Here is a 14,104-nt window from a genome sequence, read left to right on the forward strand (position 1 = left end):
GACCGGAGAAGTGAATGAGAGGACTTTCAATGGCCGCCCCCGGCGAGAATCTGCGAGTGAATTCAGATCGTTTGTGGGATTCCATCATGGAGATGGCGAAGATTGGTCCCGGCATTGCCGGCGGAAACAATCGCCAGACGCTCACCGATTCCGACAAGCAAGGCCGCGAGCTGTTCAAGTCCTGGTGCGACGAGGCCGGGCTCACCATGGGCGTGGACCAGATGGGCACGATGTTCATGACGCGTGCCGGCACCGATCCGGACGCGCTGCCGGTCTATGTCGGCTCCCACCTCGATACCCAGCCGACCGGCGGCAAATATGACGGCGTGCTCGGCGTGCTGTCGGGCCTGGAAGTCGTGCGTTCGCTCAACGACCTCGGCATCAAGACCAAGCATCCGATCGTCGTCACCAATTGGACGAACGAGGAGGGCGCGCGCTTCGCCCCCGCCATGCTTGCCTCCGGCGTGTTCGCGGGGGTGCATAGCCAGGATTACGCCTATGCCCGCAAGGATCTCGACGGCGCGACTTTCGGCGAAGAGCTGAAGCGGATCGGCTGGGTCGGCGACGAGAAGGTCGGCGCGCGCAAGATGCACGCCTATTTCGAATACCATATCGAGCAGGGGCCGATCCTCGAAGCCGAGAACAAGCAGATCGGCGTGGTGACCCACTGCCAGGGCCTGTGGTGGCTGGAGTTCACGCTGACCGGCAGGGAAGCGCATACCGGCTCGACGCCGATGAACATGCGCGTCAATGCCGGCCTCGCCATGGCCCGCATCCTGGAGATGGTGCAGACGGTCGCGATGGAGAACCAGCCCGGCGCCGTCGGCGGCGTCGGTCAGGTCAAGTTCTCGCCCAATTCCCGCAACGTTTTGCCGGGCACGGTGATCTTCACCGTCGATATCCGCTCGCCGGACCAGGCGAAGCTCGACGGTATGCGCGCCCGCATCGAGAAGGAAGCGCCGAAGATCTGCGAGCCGCTCGGCGTCAAATGCTCGGTCGAGGCGGTCGGCCATTTCGATCCGGTGACCTTCGATCCGACGCTGGTCGGCCGCGTGCGCACGGCCGCCGAGAAGCTGGGCTACAGCCACATGAACCTCATTTCCGGCGCCGGCCACGACGCCTGCTGGGCGGCCAAGGTCGCGCCTGCAACCATGGTCATGTGCCCTTGCGTCGGCGGGCTCAGCCACAACGAGGCCGAGGATATTTCCAAGGAATGGGCGGCGGCTGGCGCCGACGTGCTGTTCCACGCGGTGGTCGAGACGGCGGGAATCGTCGAATGATCGGCTAGACCAATCACCTCGCAAACACCGCTCGCAAAGAAGCGCGAAAAGATCAGGGGAACAAGAGAATGACCAAAGTCATCAAGAACGGCACCATCGTCACCGCCGACCGCACGTGGAAGGCCGACGTGGTGTTCAGCCACGGCAAGATCATCGCCATCGGCTCGGACCTGCATGGCGATCACGAGTTCGACGCCACCGGCTGCTATGTCATGCCGGGCGGCATCGATCCGCACACCCATCTCGAAATGCCGTTCATGGGCACCTATTCGGCCGACGATTTCGAATCCGGCACGCGTGCAGCACTTTCCGGCGGCACGACCATGGTGGTCGATTTCTGCCTGCCGGCGCCGCAGCAGTCGCTGCTGGAAGCGCTGCAGATGTGGGACAACAAGACTTCGAAGGCTGCCTGCGACTATTCCTTCCACATGGCGATCACTTGGTGGGGCAAGGAGGTGTTCGACGAGATGGCGACCGTCGTCGACAGGGGCATCACCTCGTTCAAGCACTTCATGGCCTATAAGGGCGCGCTGATGGTCGACGACGACGAGATGTATGCGTCGTTCCAGCGCTGCGCCGACCTCGGTGCGCTGCCGCTCGTCCATGCCGAGAACGGCGACGTGGTCGCGGCGCTTTCGCAGAAGCTGCTCGCCGCCGGCAACAACGGCCCCGAAGGCCATGCCTATTCGCGTCCGCCGGAAGTGGAAGGCGAGGCCACAAATCGCGCCATCATGATCGCCGACATGGCCGGCGTGCCGCTCTATGTCGTGCATGTCTCCTGCGAGCAGAGCCACGAGGCCATCCGCCGCGCCCGCCAGAAGGGCATGCGCGTCTTTGGCGAGCCGCTGATCCAGCACCTGACGCTCGACGAGACCGAGTATTTCAACAAGGACTGGGATCATGCGGCGCGCCGCGTGATGAGCCCGCCCTTCCGCAGCAAGTGGCACCAGGATTCGCTGTGGGCGGGCTTGCAGGCCGGCTCGCTGCAGGTGGTGGCGACCGACCATTGCTCCTTCACCACCAAGCAGAAGCGCAACGGCGTCGGCGACTTCACCAAGATCCCGAACGGCACCGGCGGCCTCGAGGACCGCTTGCCCATCCTGTGGACCACCGGCGTCAACACCGGCCGGCTGACGATGAACGAGTTCGTCGCGGTGACCTCGACCAACATCGCCAAGATCCTCAACATGTATCCGAAGAAGGGCGCGATCGTCGAAGGCGCCGACGCCGACATCGTGGTCTGGGATCCGAAGCGCAAGAAGACGATCACGGCCAAGAAGCAGCAGTCGGTGATCGACTACAACGTCTTCGAGGGTTTCGAGGTGACCGGCCTGCCGCGCTTCGTCTTCTCGCGCGGCGAGCTGTCGATCGAGGAGGCGGACGTCAAGGCCAAGGTCGGCCATGGCGAGTTCGTCGCCCGCGAGCCGAACGCGGCGGTCAACCGGGCGCTGTCGACCTGGAAGGAGATTTCCGCACCGCGCAAGGTGGAGCGGACAGGCATTCCGGCTACCGGAGTTTGAGCGTGCGCGCAGCTCACCTTTTCATCGCGGCTGCCATGCTGCTGGCCGCAGGCCAGACTTTCGCGGCCGGCGTCGACCTTTCCAAGCCTTATGGCAACAAGTCCGGCTGCATCAACAAGAACGGCCAGGAAGTCTATGCCGAGGACATGCTGCTGTTGACCGACGAGGCGTTCGTCACGGTGGCCAGCGCCTGCACCTTCACCGACAAGAAGCCTCAGGCCGACGGCTCCCTCCTGGTGACGGCGCAATGCGAGGCCGAAGGCGAGGAGGGGCAGACGCCCGCCAAGTTCGTCATCAAGCGTAGCGCCAAGAATCCGAAGAAGCTGGTGATCGCCGACGAGGACGGCAATGCGATGGGCGAAGTCTCCCGGTGCAAATGACGGCGAGAGCCCATCCTTCAGCTTCAGGCGACCAAGGCATCCAGTTCCGGCAGCAGGACGACGCTTTCCTGCTCGTTGGGATCGGTGCGGGCAATGACCGCAGAGGAAGGCGCGCCGCTCAGATTGGCGGGCAGGTGCGGCACGCCGGCTGGAATGTAGAAGAGGTCGCCGGCCTTGACGACGATGTGGTGCTCGAGCCGGTCGCCATACCAGGTGTGCACTTCGCCGGAGAGCACGTAGATCGCCGTCTCGTGGTTCTGATGCATATGCGCCTTGGCGCGAGCGCCGGGCGGCATGGTCAAGAGATGCATGCAGATACCGGAAGAGCCGACGGTTTCGGCGGCAATGCCGGCGAAATAGCTCAGCCCCTGCTTGCCTTCATAAGTGCTTTCAGGGCGAATAAGATGACATGTGGGTTTAGGCGACATCGGCAAGGCTCCGGGCGGCGTCGATCTGTTGGGACGAGACGAGTGGAAAGCAACATAATCGCAAAATCAACCGGATTCCGGCCGGCGCGGCAGCGGCTGCGAAAGGCAGGTTTCTGCCGATGAGCGGACAGTCGCCAGCCGTCGTTTCGGCAAGCAAGCTTGGCCTCACCTTCCAGACCAATGACGGTCCGGTGCAGGCGCTGTCCAATGTCGATCTCACCATCGGCAAGGGCGAGTTCGTCTCCTTCATCGGCCCGTCCGGCTGCGGCAAGACGACGTTGCTGCGCGTCATCGCCGACCTGGAGAAGCCGACCTCGGGAACGATCTCCGTGAACGGGATTTCGCCGGAGCAGGCGCGCGAGAAACGCGCCTACGGCTACGTCTTCCAGGCGGCGGCGCTTTTTCCCTGGCGCACCATCGAGCGCAACGTGGCGCTGCCGCTGGAGATCATCGGCCTCAGCCAGGCCGAGCAGTCGGAACGCATCAAGCGCACCATGGAACTCGTCAACCTCTCCGGCTTCGAGAAGAAATATCCCTGGCAGCTTTCCGGCGGCATGCAGCAGCGCGCCTCGATCGCGCGCGCGCTCGCCTTCGATGCCGACCTGCTTCTGATGGACGAGCCGTTCGGCGCGCTCGACGAGATCGTGCGCGATCATTTGAACGAGCAGCTTCTCTCGCTCTGGGACCGGACCGACAAGACGATCTGCTTCGTCACCCATTCGATCCCCGAGGCTGTCTATCTGTCGACGCGCATCGTGGTGATGTCGCCGCGGCCAGGCCGCGTCACCGACGTCATCGAATCGACGCTGCCCCGCAAGCGACCGCTCGACATCCGCGAGACGCCGGAATTCCTGGCGATCGCCGCCCGCGTGCGCGATGGGTTGAGGGCTGGGCACAGCTATGAGGACTGAGGGGGACGACTTTCCTCCTCTCCCCCACGGGGAGAGGGTGGCCGAAGCGAAGCGGAGGTCGGGTGAGGGGGCGTCTACAGGCCTGACCAAAAGAAAAGTGGGCGCAACGGCCCGAGCTCGAGAACTGCGGATTGATGAGACCGAAGCCGAATACAGACTTTGGGGCGAACTGAGAGGGCGGCACCTCAATGGCTACAAGTTCGTGAGGCAAGTGCCGCTTGGTCCTTTCTTCGCAGACTTTGTCTGTCGCGAGAAAGCGTTGATTGTCGAAATAGACGGTAGCCAGCATGCGGATTCTCCAACTGACGCGGCGAGGACCGCTTGGCTGAATCGCCACGGCTACTCTGTTCTGAGGTTCTGGAATCAAGAAGTTCTCGCCGAACGACGAGCGGTGCTGGATACGATCCTGGCCGTGCTCGAGGGGCAGATACACTCACCCTCACCCGGCCTTCGCTTCGCTCCGGCCACCCTCTCCCCGTGGGGGAGAGGAGAAGGGCAGCGCTAGATGGACTCCTTCCGTTCCAAGCTCGTCCCCGTCACCTCCATCCTCGCCGGAGTGGTCGTCCTCTGGTATGTCTTCGCCGTCATCCTCAACGCGCCGTTCCAGCGCGACCTCGATAGCAGAGCCAACCAGACTCCCGGCACGGTCGAATTCATCGGCAAGACCTTGTCGCAGCCGAAGCCGACGCTGCCGGCGCCGCACCAGGTGGCGGTGAACTTCTTCCAGAACACTTTTCTGCGCAGCGTCACCTCGAACCGCAGCCTGGTCTACAATGCCTGGGTGACGCTGTCCTCGACGCTGCTCGGCTTTGCCTTCGGCACGGCGCTCGGCATCGTCATCGCCGTCGGCATCGTGCATGTGGCCACGCTCGACCGCAGCCTGATGCCGTGGATCATCGCTTCGCAGACCATTCCGATCCTGGCGGTGGCGCCGATGATCATCGTGGTGCTGGCTGCCGTCGGCATCACCGGGCTGATCCCGAAGGCGCTGATCTCGACCTATCTGTCGTTCTTCCCGGTTGCAGTGGGCATGGTGAAGGGGCTGCGCTCGCCCGAGATCATGCATCTCGACCTCATGCACACCTACAATGCCAGCGCCTCGCAGACTTTTTGGAAACTGCGAGTCCCGGCATCAGTGCCGTTCCTTTTCACCTCGATGAAGGTGGCGGTGGCGGCAAGCCTGGTCGGCGCGATCGTCGGCGAACTGCCGACGGGCGCGGTCGCCGGCATCGGCGCCAAGCTGCTCTCCGGCGCCTATTACAGCCAGACGATCGACATCTGGTCGGCGCTGGTTGCGGGCTCGATCGTGGCCGCGCTGCTGGTCATGGTGGTCGGCATCGCCGGCCGCCTGGTCGACCGCGCCATGGGCGGGAGGCCGGCATGATCTGGCTGAAACCGTCCTGGCAACCAGTGCTGGCGATCCTCTTTTGCCTCGCCGCATTGGCGCTCGGCGCGATGTCGAAGCCGGAAGCGGCTGCGCTCGCGCAACCCACGGCGACGACCATCTACCCGTATATGGGCACGAAGGTGCTGATCCTCGGATTGCTGCTGATCGTGGCATTGGTCTCGGCGGTCAGGCTCGCGCCTGTCGTCGAGGCGGCCGTGCTGTTCATCGGCGCGCATATCGCGGCCTGGCTGCTGATCAAGGGCATCGCCGGCTTCGAGGGCACGGCACTGGCGCCCTATTTTCTGGCCCTCGCAGCCGCCTGGCTGTTGGCTTGGCGCTGCGTGGCTCTGTTATCCTCCCTACGATCCTCGGCCAGCGGGGTCAGGACGGCGCTGCGCCTGATCATCCCGGCGATCTTCGGCGCCTGGATCCTGATCATCTGGGAGGCGGTGACGCGGGGCGCCGGCATCCCGTTCATCCTTTTGCCGCCACCAAGCGCCATCGGCGCGCGCATCGCCAACTCGCTGCCGATCCTGGGGTCGGATGTTCGGCAGACCATCTTCAAGGCGGTGCTGATCGGCTACATCGTCGGCAACCTCGCCGGCTTCGTCGTCGCCATCCTCGCCGACCGTGTGCCGTTCCTGCGCCGCGGGCTGCTGCCGATCGGCAACATGGTGTCGGCGCTGCCGATCATCGGCGTCGCCCCGATCATGGTGATGTGGTTCGGCTTCGACTGGCCGTCCAAGGCCGCGGTCGTCATCATCATGACCTTCTTCCCGATGCTGGTGAACACGGTGGCCGGGCTCGCCGCCTCCGGTCATATGGAGCGCGATTTGATGCGCACCTATGCGTCGGGCTACTGGCCGACGCTTTTGAAACTCAGGCTGCCGGCGGCAATGCCGTTCATCTTCAACGCGCTGAAGATCAACTCGACGCTGGCGCTGATCGGCGCCATCGTCGCGGAGTTCTTCGGCACGCCGGTGGTGGGGATGGGATTCCGCATTTCGACCGAAGTCGGGCGGATGAACATCGACATGGTTTGGGCCGAAATCGCAGTTGCAGCACTGGCGGGTTCGGTCTTTTATGGCGTGGTCGCTCTCGTCGAGAGAGCCGTCACGTTTTGGCATCCCTCTGTCCGTGGTGGATAGGGGCGGTGGGTTTGGGTGATAACTTCAGAGGGTAAAAACATGAAAAGACTGGTAATTTCTGCTTTGGCCGGGGCGATGTCGCTGGCCGCTTTCCAGGCGATGGCCGCCGACAAGCTGACGCTGCAGCTGAAATGGGTCACGCAGGCCCAGTTCGCCGGTTACTATGTCGCCAAGGCCAAGGGTTTCTATGATGCCGAGGGCCTCGACGTCGACATCAAGCCGGGCGGTCCGGACATCGCGCCCGAGCAGGTGATCGCCGGCGGCGGCGCCGACGTGATCGTCGACTGGATGGGCGGCGCGCTGGCTGCCCGCGAAAAGGGCGTGGCGCTGGTCAATATCGCCCAGCCGTTCAAGAAGGCCGGCATGGAGTTGGTCTGCCCGAAGGACGGCCCGATCAAGACCGAAGCCGACTTCAAGGGCCACACGCTGGGCGTCTGGTTCTTCGGCAACGAATATCCGTTCTATGCCTGGATGAACAAGCTCGGCCTCAAGACCGAGGGCGGACCGGACGGCGTCACGGTGCTGAAGCAGAGCTTCGACGTGCAGCCGCTGATCCAGAAGCAGGCGGACTGCATCTCGGTCATGACCTACAACGAGTACTGGCAGCTGATCGACGCCGGCTACAAGCCGGAGCAGCTCACTGTCTTCAACTACTCGGCCATGGGCAACGACCTGCTCGAGGACGGGCTCTATGCGCTGGAAGACAAGCTCAAGGATCCGGCCTTCGAGGACAAGATGGTGCGCTTCGTGCGGGCCTCGATGAAGGGCTGGAAATACGCCGTCGACAATTCGGACGAGGCGGCCGGCATCGTCATGGACAATGGCGGCCAGGACGAGAACCACCAGAAGCGCATGATGGGCGAAGTGGCCAAGCTGATCGACAATGCCGACGGCAAGCTCGATCCGGCGACCTATGAGCGCACCGCCAAGGCGCTGCTCGACCAGAAGATCATCGCCAAGGAGCCCTCGGGCGCCTACACGACCGCGATCACCGACAAGGCGATCAAGTAAGATCGGGCCTTGATGGCGGCATCGAAAGGGGCGGGCGACCGCCCCTTTTTGTTGGCGCCGGTAAAATATGCGTGTGTCCGGATACAAAGCGCCTGCCAACCGTTGCAGTAGAGTCCGCGCGCCGGGGAGCGGTGGCGGACGCATTAGCCAAACGGAGGTCCTTCAATGCGCATCCAAGCCTTGCCGCTGCTTTCGGCGCTAGCCGTTTCGACCGCCTTCCTGCTCGCATCTCCGGCCATGGCCGAGACGATGAAGTTCAAGGCGACGCTCGATGGTGGCCAGCAAACCCCGCCCGTCACCACCAAGGGCAAGGGAACTGCTACATTCACCTTCAACACCACCAGCAAGAAGCTCAGCTGGAACGTCAAATATTCCGGCCTCAGCGGGCCGGCGGCGGCCGCTCACATTCACGGCCCGGCCGCAATGGGTCAAAGCGCGGATCCGGTAATCCCGTTCAAGAAGCTAAAGAGCCCGATCAAGGGATCGGCGACGCTGACCGACGCGCAGGCGGCCGACCTGGAGGCCGGCAAGTATTACGTCAATGTGCACACGAAGGCTAATCCGGACGGCGAGATCCGCGGGCAGATCGAAAAGGCTGGCGCATCGATGTAGCGGACTTTCCGCAGGCAGGAACGAGGCGGCAAAACCGCCTCGTTCGAGTCACGACTTGTCGCGGATCTGGGTCAGCGTGCGGGTCGGCGTGATCGCTTCGGGATCGAGCCTGATCTCGACGATTGCCGGCTTGCCGCTGGCGCGCGCACGTTCGAACGCTGGCGCGAAGTCTTCGGTCTTTTCGACCGTCTCGCCATGGCCGCCATAAGCGCGGGCAAGGGCGGCGAAGTCCGGGTTCTTGAGGTCGGTTGCGACGACGCGGCTTGGATATTCCCGCTCCTGATGCATGCGGATGGTGCCGTAGATGCCGTTGTTGACGACCACCACGATGATCGGCAGGTCGTACTGGACAGCGGTCGCGAATTCCTGGCCGTTCATCAGGAAGCAGCCGTCGCCGGCGAAGGCAACCACGGTGCGATCAGGGTACAGTGACTTGGCGGCAACGGCCGCAGGCGTGCCGTAGCCCATTGAGCCGGAAGTGGGTGCTGCCTGCGTACCGAAGCGGCGGGTGCGATAGAAGCGATGCACCCAGGTGGCATAGTTGCCGGCGCCGTTGGTCAGGATGGCGTCCTCAGGGAGCGTCTTGTTCAGATACTCCATGATCGGCCCCATCTGGACCGCGCCTGGGCCGGTCTGCGGCGGCGTCGACCATTCGAGATAGGCGGCATGTGCTTTTGCCGTCTCCTCCGCCCATGAAGGCGTGGCGGCCGGCCTGCGCTTGGCGAACGCCGTGACGAAAGCCGAGGGCGAGGCGTTGATCGCCAGCGTTGGGCGGTAGACACGGCCGAGCTCGCCGGCATCGGCATGGACATGCACCAGCGCCTGGTCGGGATAGGGGCTCTTCAGCAGCGTATAGTCGGAGGAAGGCATCTCGCCCATGCGCCCGCCGATCAGCAGCACGACGTCGGCGGCCTTGATCTGCGCTGCCAGCTTCGGATTGATGCCGATGCCGACGTCGCCGGCATAGTTCGGGTGAAGATGGTCGAACAGCATCTGGCGACGGAATGAGCAGCCCACCGGCAGCGACCATGCCTCGGCGATCGTGCGCATCTGCGCCACCGCTTGGTCATCCCAGCGCGTGCCGCCGAGAATGACGAAGGGGCGGTTCGCATTGCTCAACAACATTTCGAGCGCGTCGAGCTCGGCCTCGCCGGGACGAGTCTCGACCCGCGTATATGGAAGCGCTTCCGGCGCCTCGACTTCGCTGGTCAGCATGTCCTCAGGCAGCGAGATGACCACGGGGCCCGGCCGGCCGGATGTCGCCACCGCAAAGGCGCGCGTGACGAATTCCGGAATGCGCGAGGCGTCGTCGATCTCGACCACCCATTTGGCGATGTCGCCGAAGAAGCGCTTGTAGTCGACCTCCTGGAAGGCCTCGCGTTCCTTGGCATGGCTTGCGACCTGGCCGATGAACAGGATGAGCGGCACCGAATCCTGCATGGCGATGTGGATGCCGGCCGAGGCGTTGGTGGCGCCTGGGCCGCGGGTGACGAAGCAGATGCCGGGCTTGCCGGTCAGGCGGCCCTGGCAATCGGCCATCATTGCCGCACCGCCTTCCTGGCGGCAGACGATGGTGCGGATCGATGAATCATGCAGCGCATCGAGCACCGCCAGATAGGATTCGCCGGGCACGCAGAAGATGCGGTCGGTGCCGTTCGCTTCGAGCGCCTCGACGATCAATTGTCCGCCGGTCTTCATTTCGCTGATCTCTCCAGTTCGGCAAGGATTTCCTGCGTGTGCTCGCCGAGGCGCGGCGAGGGGCGCTCATAAACGAGCGGCGTGCCGGACATCACCATCGGCGCCCGCACCGAAGGCAGAAGATTGCCATGGCCGTCGTCGAGGTCGAGTCGCATGCCGCGCGCGATCGTCTGCGGGTCGGCGAACATCTGGCCGATCGTGTTGATCGGGCTCGCCGGCACGCTTGCTGCCTCGAGCTTGGCCAAAAGCGGATCGCGATCCCATGTGCTCAGCGTCTCGACGATCAGCTCGCGCAGCTTGGCGCGATTGGCGACTCGGGCGGGGTTGGTGGCGAAGTCAGGATTGGCGGGCAGGTCGGTGAGACCGACCACGTCGCAGAACTTGCCGAACTGGCCGTCGTTGCCGACGGCAAGGATGATGTGGCCGTCCTTCACCGGCAGCACCTCGTAAGGCGCAATGTTCATATGGGCGTTGCCCATCTGCACCGGCGACTTGCCGGAGACCAGATAATTGAGGTTCTGGTTGCCGAGCGCCGAGACCTGGCTGTCGAACAGAGCCATGTCGATGTGCTGGCCTTCGCCGGTCTTTTCGGCATGGCGCAGCGCCGCCTGGATGGCGACCACCGAATAGAGACCGGTGAAAAGGTCGGAGATCGCGACGCCCGCCTTCTGCGGCTCGCGGCCTGCTTCGCCGGTGATCGACATCATGCCGGCCATCGCCTGGATGATGAAATCGTAGCCCGCGCGCGGTGCGTAAGGGCCGTCCTGGCCGAAGCCGGTGATCGAGCAATAGACGAGGCGCGGATTGATCTTCTTCAGGCTTTCGAAGTCGAGGCCATATTTCTTCAGGCCGCCGAGCTTGAAATTCTCGATCAGCACGTCGGCAGTGGCGACGAGGCGCCGCAGCGTGTCGGCGCCCTCGGGCTTGGAGAAATCGATGGCGATCGAGCGCTTGCCGCGATTGCAGGAATGATAGTAGGCGGCCGACAGGTTCTCGCCGTCATGGCTCATGACGAAGGGCGGACCCCATTTGCGGGTATCGTCGCCGCCATCCGGGCTTTCGACCTTGATGACATCGGCGCCGAGATCGGCGAGCAGCTGCCCGGCCCAAGGCCCCGCCAGGATGCGGGCGAGCTCGATAACGCGGATGCCTTTCAGCGGAGGCTCTGTCATGGATCACCGTGGTTCAACGAAGCGCAGCCTCGAATCCTGCGTCGTGCATGTCGTCATCCCAAAACCGCTGCGCACTTTTGGGCGACATGCACTATCAATAGCAGCCGTCCCTGTCACGGCTCTTGCGGTGGGCCACGCCAGATCAGGATTTGAGCACGCTGTCGGCCCAGGCGGCGAAATCGTTCATGACGTCGTCGCGATTGATCTCGTTCAAGCTTTCGTGGCGAGTATCGGAGTAAACCTTTGAAACCAGATTCGAAAAGCCCATTCTATCCATGCGCCGGGCGAGGTGGCTGACCGCCTTACCATAGTCCGAGGCCGGGTCCTTCTCGCCGCCGGCCAGGTTGACGTGGAGGTCGCGGCGTACGCCGGCAAAGCTGGAATCCTTGCCGGCGTAAAGTGCCATGCTGACGACATCGCGCCACATCGAGATCGAGGCGTCCCAGCCACAGAGCGGGTCGGCGATGTATTTATCGACCTCGACCGGGTCGCGCGACAGCCAGTCGAACAGGGTCCGGTGGTTGGGCACCGCCTTGCCCCAGGCCTGGAAGGTCAGCCTCGGCAACAGGCGCGACGGCACGTCGGAGCCCAGCCGCATGCGTTCCCAGCCTAGGATGCCCAGTGCTGTCTGGCCGAGCAGCCATTGCGAGAAATTGCCGTTCCAGATCGCGGCGGCATGGACGCGCCCGGAATGGCGGAGCACGAAATTCAGCGCGATCGAAGCGCCCAGCGAATGTCCAAAAGCGATGACCGGCAACCCCGGATGCTCGGCGGCGATCAGGTCGTGGACCGCGCCGACATCGGCGATCACCTTGGCGACGCCGTCGGCATCGGCGAATCTGCCGAGCGGCGCGTTGGGCGCCTTTGTCGCGCCGTGGCCGCGATGGTCATGGGCATAAACATGAAAGCCGCGCGGGCCGAGGAAATCGGCAAATCGGGCATAGCGCGCCGCGTGTTCGGCGAGGCCGTGATTGATCTGGATCACGGCGCGCGGAGTCGTCTCCGCATGTTTCACATGGAGGTTAAGGTCGGCCCCGGTCGGTGAGGCCAGCCTGGTCTTTCTGTCGAATGGCATGTCTCGCTCCCTCCGCGACTGATGGGCGAGGGTTCCGGCGGCGTCAAGAGACAGTAGCGTTGACAGCATGCTGTCAATCGGTTATATGACAGTATGCTGTCAACTTGGAACCCTGGGAGAAAGTTATGAAGACGTCGACCATCGACGGCCCGCAGGGTCGGCTTGCGATTTACAGTATCGGAACCGGCAACGGCTTGCCGATCCTGTTCCTGCACGGCGATTGCAGCCGTGCATCGGCGTGGCAGCAGGTGATGCAAGCCACGGCCGATGACCGGCAGGCGGTTGCCTTCGACTTTCGCGGTCACGGCATCTCGGCGCCAGCCGCGGATGGCGACTATGGCTATGACGGGCGTGCGGCCGACGTCGAAGCGATCGCCGATGCGTTCAGCCTGAAAAGGTTTCTCATTGTTGCCCATAGCGGCGCGGCGGGGACGGCGCTCGCCTACGCCGCCAGCCATGCGAACCGTGTCGCCGGCATCCTGCTGGTTGATCCGGCGACCGATCCGCGTGCTTTGCCGAAGGACGTGCGCGAAGGGTTCATCCGTGATCTGGCCGGCCCCAATGCATCCGATGTGTTGAAGGCGTATTACACGTCCATCGCCGGCTCCAATCCTGCCGTCCGCGAGCGGGTGCTTGCCGACGCGTCGGTCGTCGATCCGGCGGCGGTGGCGGGTGTCGGCAAGGCGCTCGCCGAGTGGAATCCGGAACCGGCGCTCGATGCCTATCATGGGCCGCTGCTGGTGCTGGCGACCGAGTCCAACAACAATCCATCCGCGCTATATCACCTGCGAGCCGGCATTCCGCATCAAGTCGTGGCGGGCACCGGCCATTGGGTCATGCTTGACAAGCCCGAGGTGGTGGCGGCAGCCGTCCACACATTCATCGCGACCATCGGGGCCGGCCACGAATGACGACCAGGACCGAAGCCGCAGACACGCTTACCGAGCTCGTGCTCGCGGTGTTCAGGCTGAACGGCCGCTTCCTCGAAGCGGCTGATCGGCTGGCCGCTCCGGCGGGGCTGACCGCGGCGCGCTGGCAAGTGCTGGGAGCCGTTCTTAGAGAGCCGAAATCCGTCGCGGAGATCGGACGCGACATGGGTCTTGCCCGCCAGAGCGTGCAGCGCCTGGCCGACATACTGGCCGAGGACGGGCTTGCCGCCTATGCCGACAATCCGGCGCATCGCCGCGCCAAGCTTTTGTCGGTGACCGAAGCCGGCTGGACGGCAATCCGCCACATCGCCACCCGTCAACACGCATGGGCGAACTCTGTCTCCGAGGGCCTCGACCCTCAGGAGATCAAGGGTGCGCTGGCGCTGTTGCGGGTGCTGGCGCTGCGGGCGGAGCAGGCTGAGAGTTGACAAACGTTCAGGCCAAAAGCCTTCATCTGGGGATTATTTTCGCCTGGCGAAAAAGATCGCAATTCTGACACGTCGCCTGTTCTAGTGTGACGAATCCAATACGGTTCAATGATCGCCGGGAGAGC

The 14,104-nt window shown here is 63.8% G+C and carries 15 protein-coding genes; 11 read left to right on the forward strand and 4 right to left on the reverse strand.

All coding sequences use genetic code 11. The features are described 5' to 3' along the window. Positions 1 to 29 precede the first annotated feature (29 nt). From RFM40_RS10445 to RFM40_RS10455, 3 genes are all read left to right on the forward strand, one after another. Entirely contained in the window at positions 30 to 1,280 is a 1,251-nt protein-coding gene (locus RFM40_RS10445; RefSeq protein ID WP_320225472.1) for a Zn-dependent hydrolase, read from the forward strand. A gap of 68 nt (positions 1,281 to 1,348) precedes the next feature. Next, positions 1,349 to 2,800 (forward strand): dihydropyrimidinase, encoded by a 1,452-nt coding sequence (gene hydA, locus RFM40_RS10450; protein WP_320225398.1) that lies wholly within the window; start codon positions 1,349 to 1,351, stop codon positions 2,798 to 2,800. Between the two features lie 2 nt (positions 2,801 to 2,802). Then, a complete protein-coding gene (locus RFM40_RS10455; RefSeq protein ID WP_320225399.1) occupies positions 2,803 to 3,180 on the forward strand; it encodes a hypothetical protein in 378 nt (125 codons plus the stop codon). A gap of 23 nt (positions 3,181 to 3,203) precedes the next feature. Here RFM40_RS10455 and RFM40_RS10460 read toward each other — a convergent pair whose 3' ends face one another. Next, positions 3,204 to 3,608, reverse strand: coding sequence for a cupin domain-containing protein (locus RFM40_RS10460; protein ID WP_430691659.1), 405 nt, complete (start codon positions 3,606 to 3,608; stop codon positions 3,204 to 3,206). A gap of 119 nt (positions 3,609 to 3,727) precedes the next feature. Here RFM40_RS10460 and RFM40_RS10465 point away from each other — a divergent pair, with 119 nt between their 5' ends. The 6 genes from RFM40_RS10465 to RFM40_RS10490 all read left to right on the forward strand — a co-directional run bounded on the left by RFM40_RS10465 (position 3,728) and on the right by RFM40_RS10490 (position 8,677). Next, positions 3,728 to 4,519 carry an ABC transporter ATP-binding protein gene (locus RFM40_RS10465; RefSeq protein WP_320225401.1) on the forward strand — a complete coding sequence of 264 codons (792 nt, stop codon included), beginning with the start codon at positions 3,728 to 3,730 and terminating at the stop codon, positions 4,517 to 4,519. Continuing rightward, on the forward strand, positions 4,509 to 5,024 hold the full coding sequence (locus RFM40_RS10470; RefSeq protein ID WP_320277499.1) for an endonuclease domain-containing protein: 516 nt from the start codon (positions 4,509 to 4,511) through the stop codon (positions 5,022 to 5,024). The genes RFM40_RS10465 and RFM40_RS10470 overlap by 11 nt, the downstream gene beginning before the upstream one ends. Beyond that, entirely contained in the window at positions 5,025 to 5,903 is an 879-nt protein-coding gene (locus RFM40_RS10475) for an ABC transporter permease (protein WP_320277500.1), read from the forward strand. It abuts the gene before it with no gap. Next, positions 5,900 to 7,054, forward strand: a complete 1,155-nt coding sequence (locus tag RFM40_RS10480; protein ID WP_320277501.1) for an ABC transporter permease — start codon at positions 5,900 to 5,902, stop codon at positions 7,052 to 7,054. Before RFM40_RS10475 ends, RFM40_RS10480 begins: the two co-directional genes overlap by 4 nt. Positions 7,055 to 7,093: 39 nt before the next feature. Continuing rightward, positions 7,094 to 8,065 (forward strand): ABC transporter substrate-binding protein, encoded by a 972-nt coding sequence (locus tag RFM40_RS10485; protein WP_320219452.1) that lies wholly within the window; start codon positions 7,094 to 7,096, stop codon positions 8,063 to 8,065. A 165-nt stretch (positions 8,066 to 8,230) separates the two neighbouring features. Then, on the forward strand, positions 8,231 to 8,677 hold the full coding sequence (locus tag RFM40_RS10490; RefSeq protein ID WP_126099220.1) for a CHRD domain-containing protein: 447 nt from the start codon (positions 8,231 to 8,233) through the stop codon (positions 8,675 to 8,677). 48 nt (positions 8,678 to 8,725) lie between these two features. Here the strand turns inward: RFM40_RS10490 and RFM40_RS10495 are convergent, their stop codons facing one another. The 3 genes from RFM40_RS10495 to RFM40_RS10505 form a co-directional block, all read right to left on the reverse strand. After that, positions 8,726 to 10,375, reverse strand: coding sequence for a thiamine pyrophosphate-binding protein (locus tag RFM40_RS10495; RefSeq protein WP_320225405.1), 1,650 nt, complete (start codon positions 10,373 to 10,375; stop codon positions 8,726 to 8,728). Further along, positions 10,372 to 11,547 carry a CaiB/BaiF CoA transferase family protein gene (locus RFM40_RS10500; protein ID WP_320277502.1) on the reverse strand — a complete coding sequence of 392 codons (1,176 nt, stop codon included), beginning with the start codon at positions 11,545 to 11,547 and terminating at the stop codon, positions 10,372 to 10,374. The genes RFM40_RS10495 and RFM40_RS10500 overlap by 4 nt, the downstream gene beginning before the upstream one ends. A 142-nt stretch (positions 11,548 to 11,689) precedes the next feature. Further along, on the reverse strand, positions 11,690 to 12,622 hold the full coding sequence (locus RFM40_RS10505; RefSeq protein ID WP_320277503.1) for an alpha/beta hydrolase: 933 nt from the start codon (positions 12,620 to 12,622) through the stop codon (positions 11,690 to 11,692). Between the two features lie 194 nt (positions 12,623 to 12,816). Between RFM40_RS10505 and RFM40_RS10510 the strand changes: the two genes are divergently transcribed. Together RFM40_RS10510 and RFM40_RS10515 are read left to right on the forward strand one after the other, a co-directional pair. After that, positions 12,817 to 13,533 (forward strand): alpha/beta fold hydrolase, encoded by a 717-nt coding sequence (locus tag RFM40_RS10510; RefSeq protein WP_320225408.1) that lies wholly within the window; start codon positions 12,817 to 12,819, stop codon positions 13,531 to 13,533. Continuing rightward, positions 13,530 to 13,979 carry a MarR family winged helix-turn-helix transcriptional regulator gene (locus RFM40_RS10515; protein ID WP_320225409.1) on the forward strand — a complete coding sequence of 150 codons (450 nt, stop codon included), beginning with the start codon at positions 13,530 to 13,532 and terminating at the stop codon, positions 13,977 to 13,979. Before RFM40_RS10510 ends, RFM40_RS10515 begins: the two co-directional genes overlap by 4 nt. Positions 13,980 to 14,104 lie beyond the last annotated feature (125 nt).

The sequence above is a fragment of the Mesorhizobium captivum genome (genome assembly GCF_033977165.1).
Classification (GTDB): domain Bacteria; phylum Pseudomonadota; class Alphaproteobacteria; order Rhizobiales; family Rhizobiaceae; genus Mesorhizobium; species Mesorhizobium captivum.

Bases quoted from the DNA above. Each gene is read 5' to 3' on its own strand.
- RFM40_RS10500 (WP_320277502.1), bottom strand. From the start codon at position 11,547: ATGACAGAGCCTCCGCTGAAAGGCATCCGCGTTATCGAGCTCGCCCGC.
- RFM40_RS10495 (WP_320225405.1), bottom strand. From the start codon at position 10,375: ATGAAGACCGGCGGACAATTGATCGTCGAGGCGCTCGAAGCGAACGGC.
- RFM40_RS10470 (WP_320277499.1), top strand. From the start codon at position 4,509: ATGAGGACTGAGGGGGACGACTTTCCTCCTCTCCCCCACGGGGAGAGG.
- RFM40_RS10465 (WP_320225401.1), top strand. From the start codon at position 3,728: ATGAGCGGACAGTCGCCAGCCGTCGTTTCGGCAAGCAAGCTTGGCCTC.
- RFM40_RS10485 (WP_320219452.1), top strand. From the start codon at position 7,094: ATGAAAAGACTGGTAATTTCTGCTTTGGCCGGGGCGATGTCGCTGGCC.
- RFM40_RS10490 (WP_126099220.1), top strand. From the start codon at position 8,231: ATGCGCATCCAAGCCTTGCCGCTGCTTTCGGCGCTAGCCGTTTCGACC.
- RFM40_RS10460 (WP_430691659.1), bottom strand. From the start codon at position 3,608: ATGTCGCCTAAACCCACATGTCATCTTATTCGCCCTGAAAGCACTTAT.
- RFM40_RS10505 (WP_320277503.1), bottom strand. From the start codon at position 12,622: ATGCCATTCGACAGAAAGACCAGGCTGGCCTCACCGACCGGGGCCGAC.
- RFM40_RS10480 (WP_320277501.1), top strand. From the start codon at position 5,900: ATGATCTGGCTGAAACCGTCCTGGCAACCAGTGCTGGCGATCCTCTTT.
- RFM40_RS10475 (WP_320277500.1), top strand. From the start codon at position 5,025: ATGGACTCCTTCCGTTCCAAGCTCGTCCCCGTCACCTCCATCCTCGCC.
- RFM40_RS10445 (WP_320225472.1), top strand. From the start codon at position 30: ATGGCCGCCCCCGGCGAGAATCTGCGAGTGAATTCAGATCGTTTGTGG.
- RFM40_RS10515 (WP_320225409.1), top strand. From the start codon at position 13,530: ATGACGACCAGGACCGAAGCCGCAGACACGCTTACCGAGCTCGTGCTC.
- hydA (WP_320225398.1), top strand. From the start codon at position 1,349: ATGACCAAAGTCATCAAGAACGGCACCATCGTCACCGCCGACCGCACG.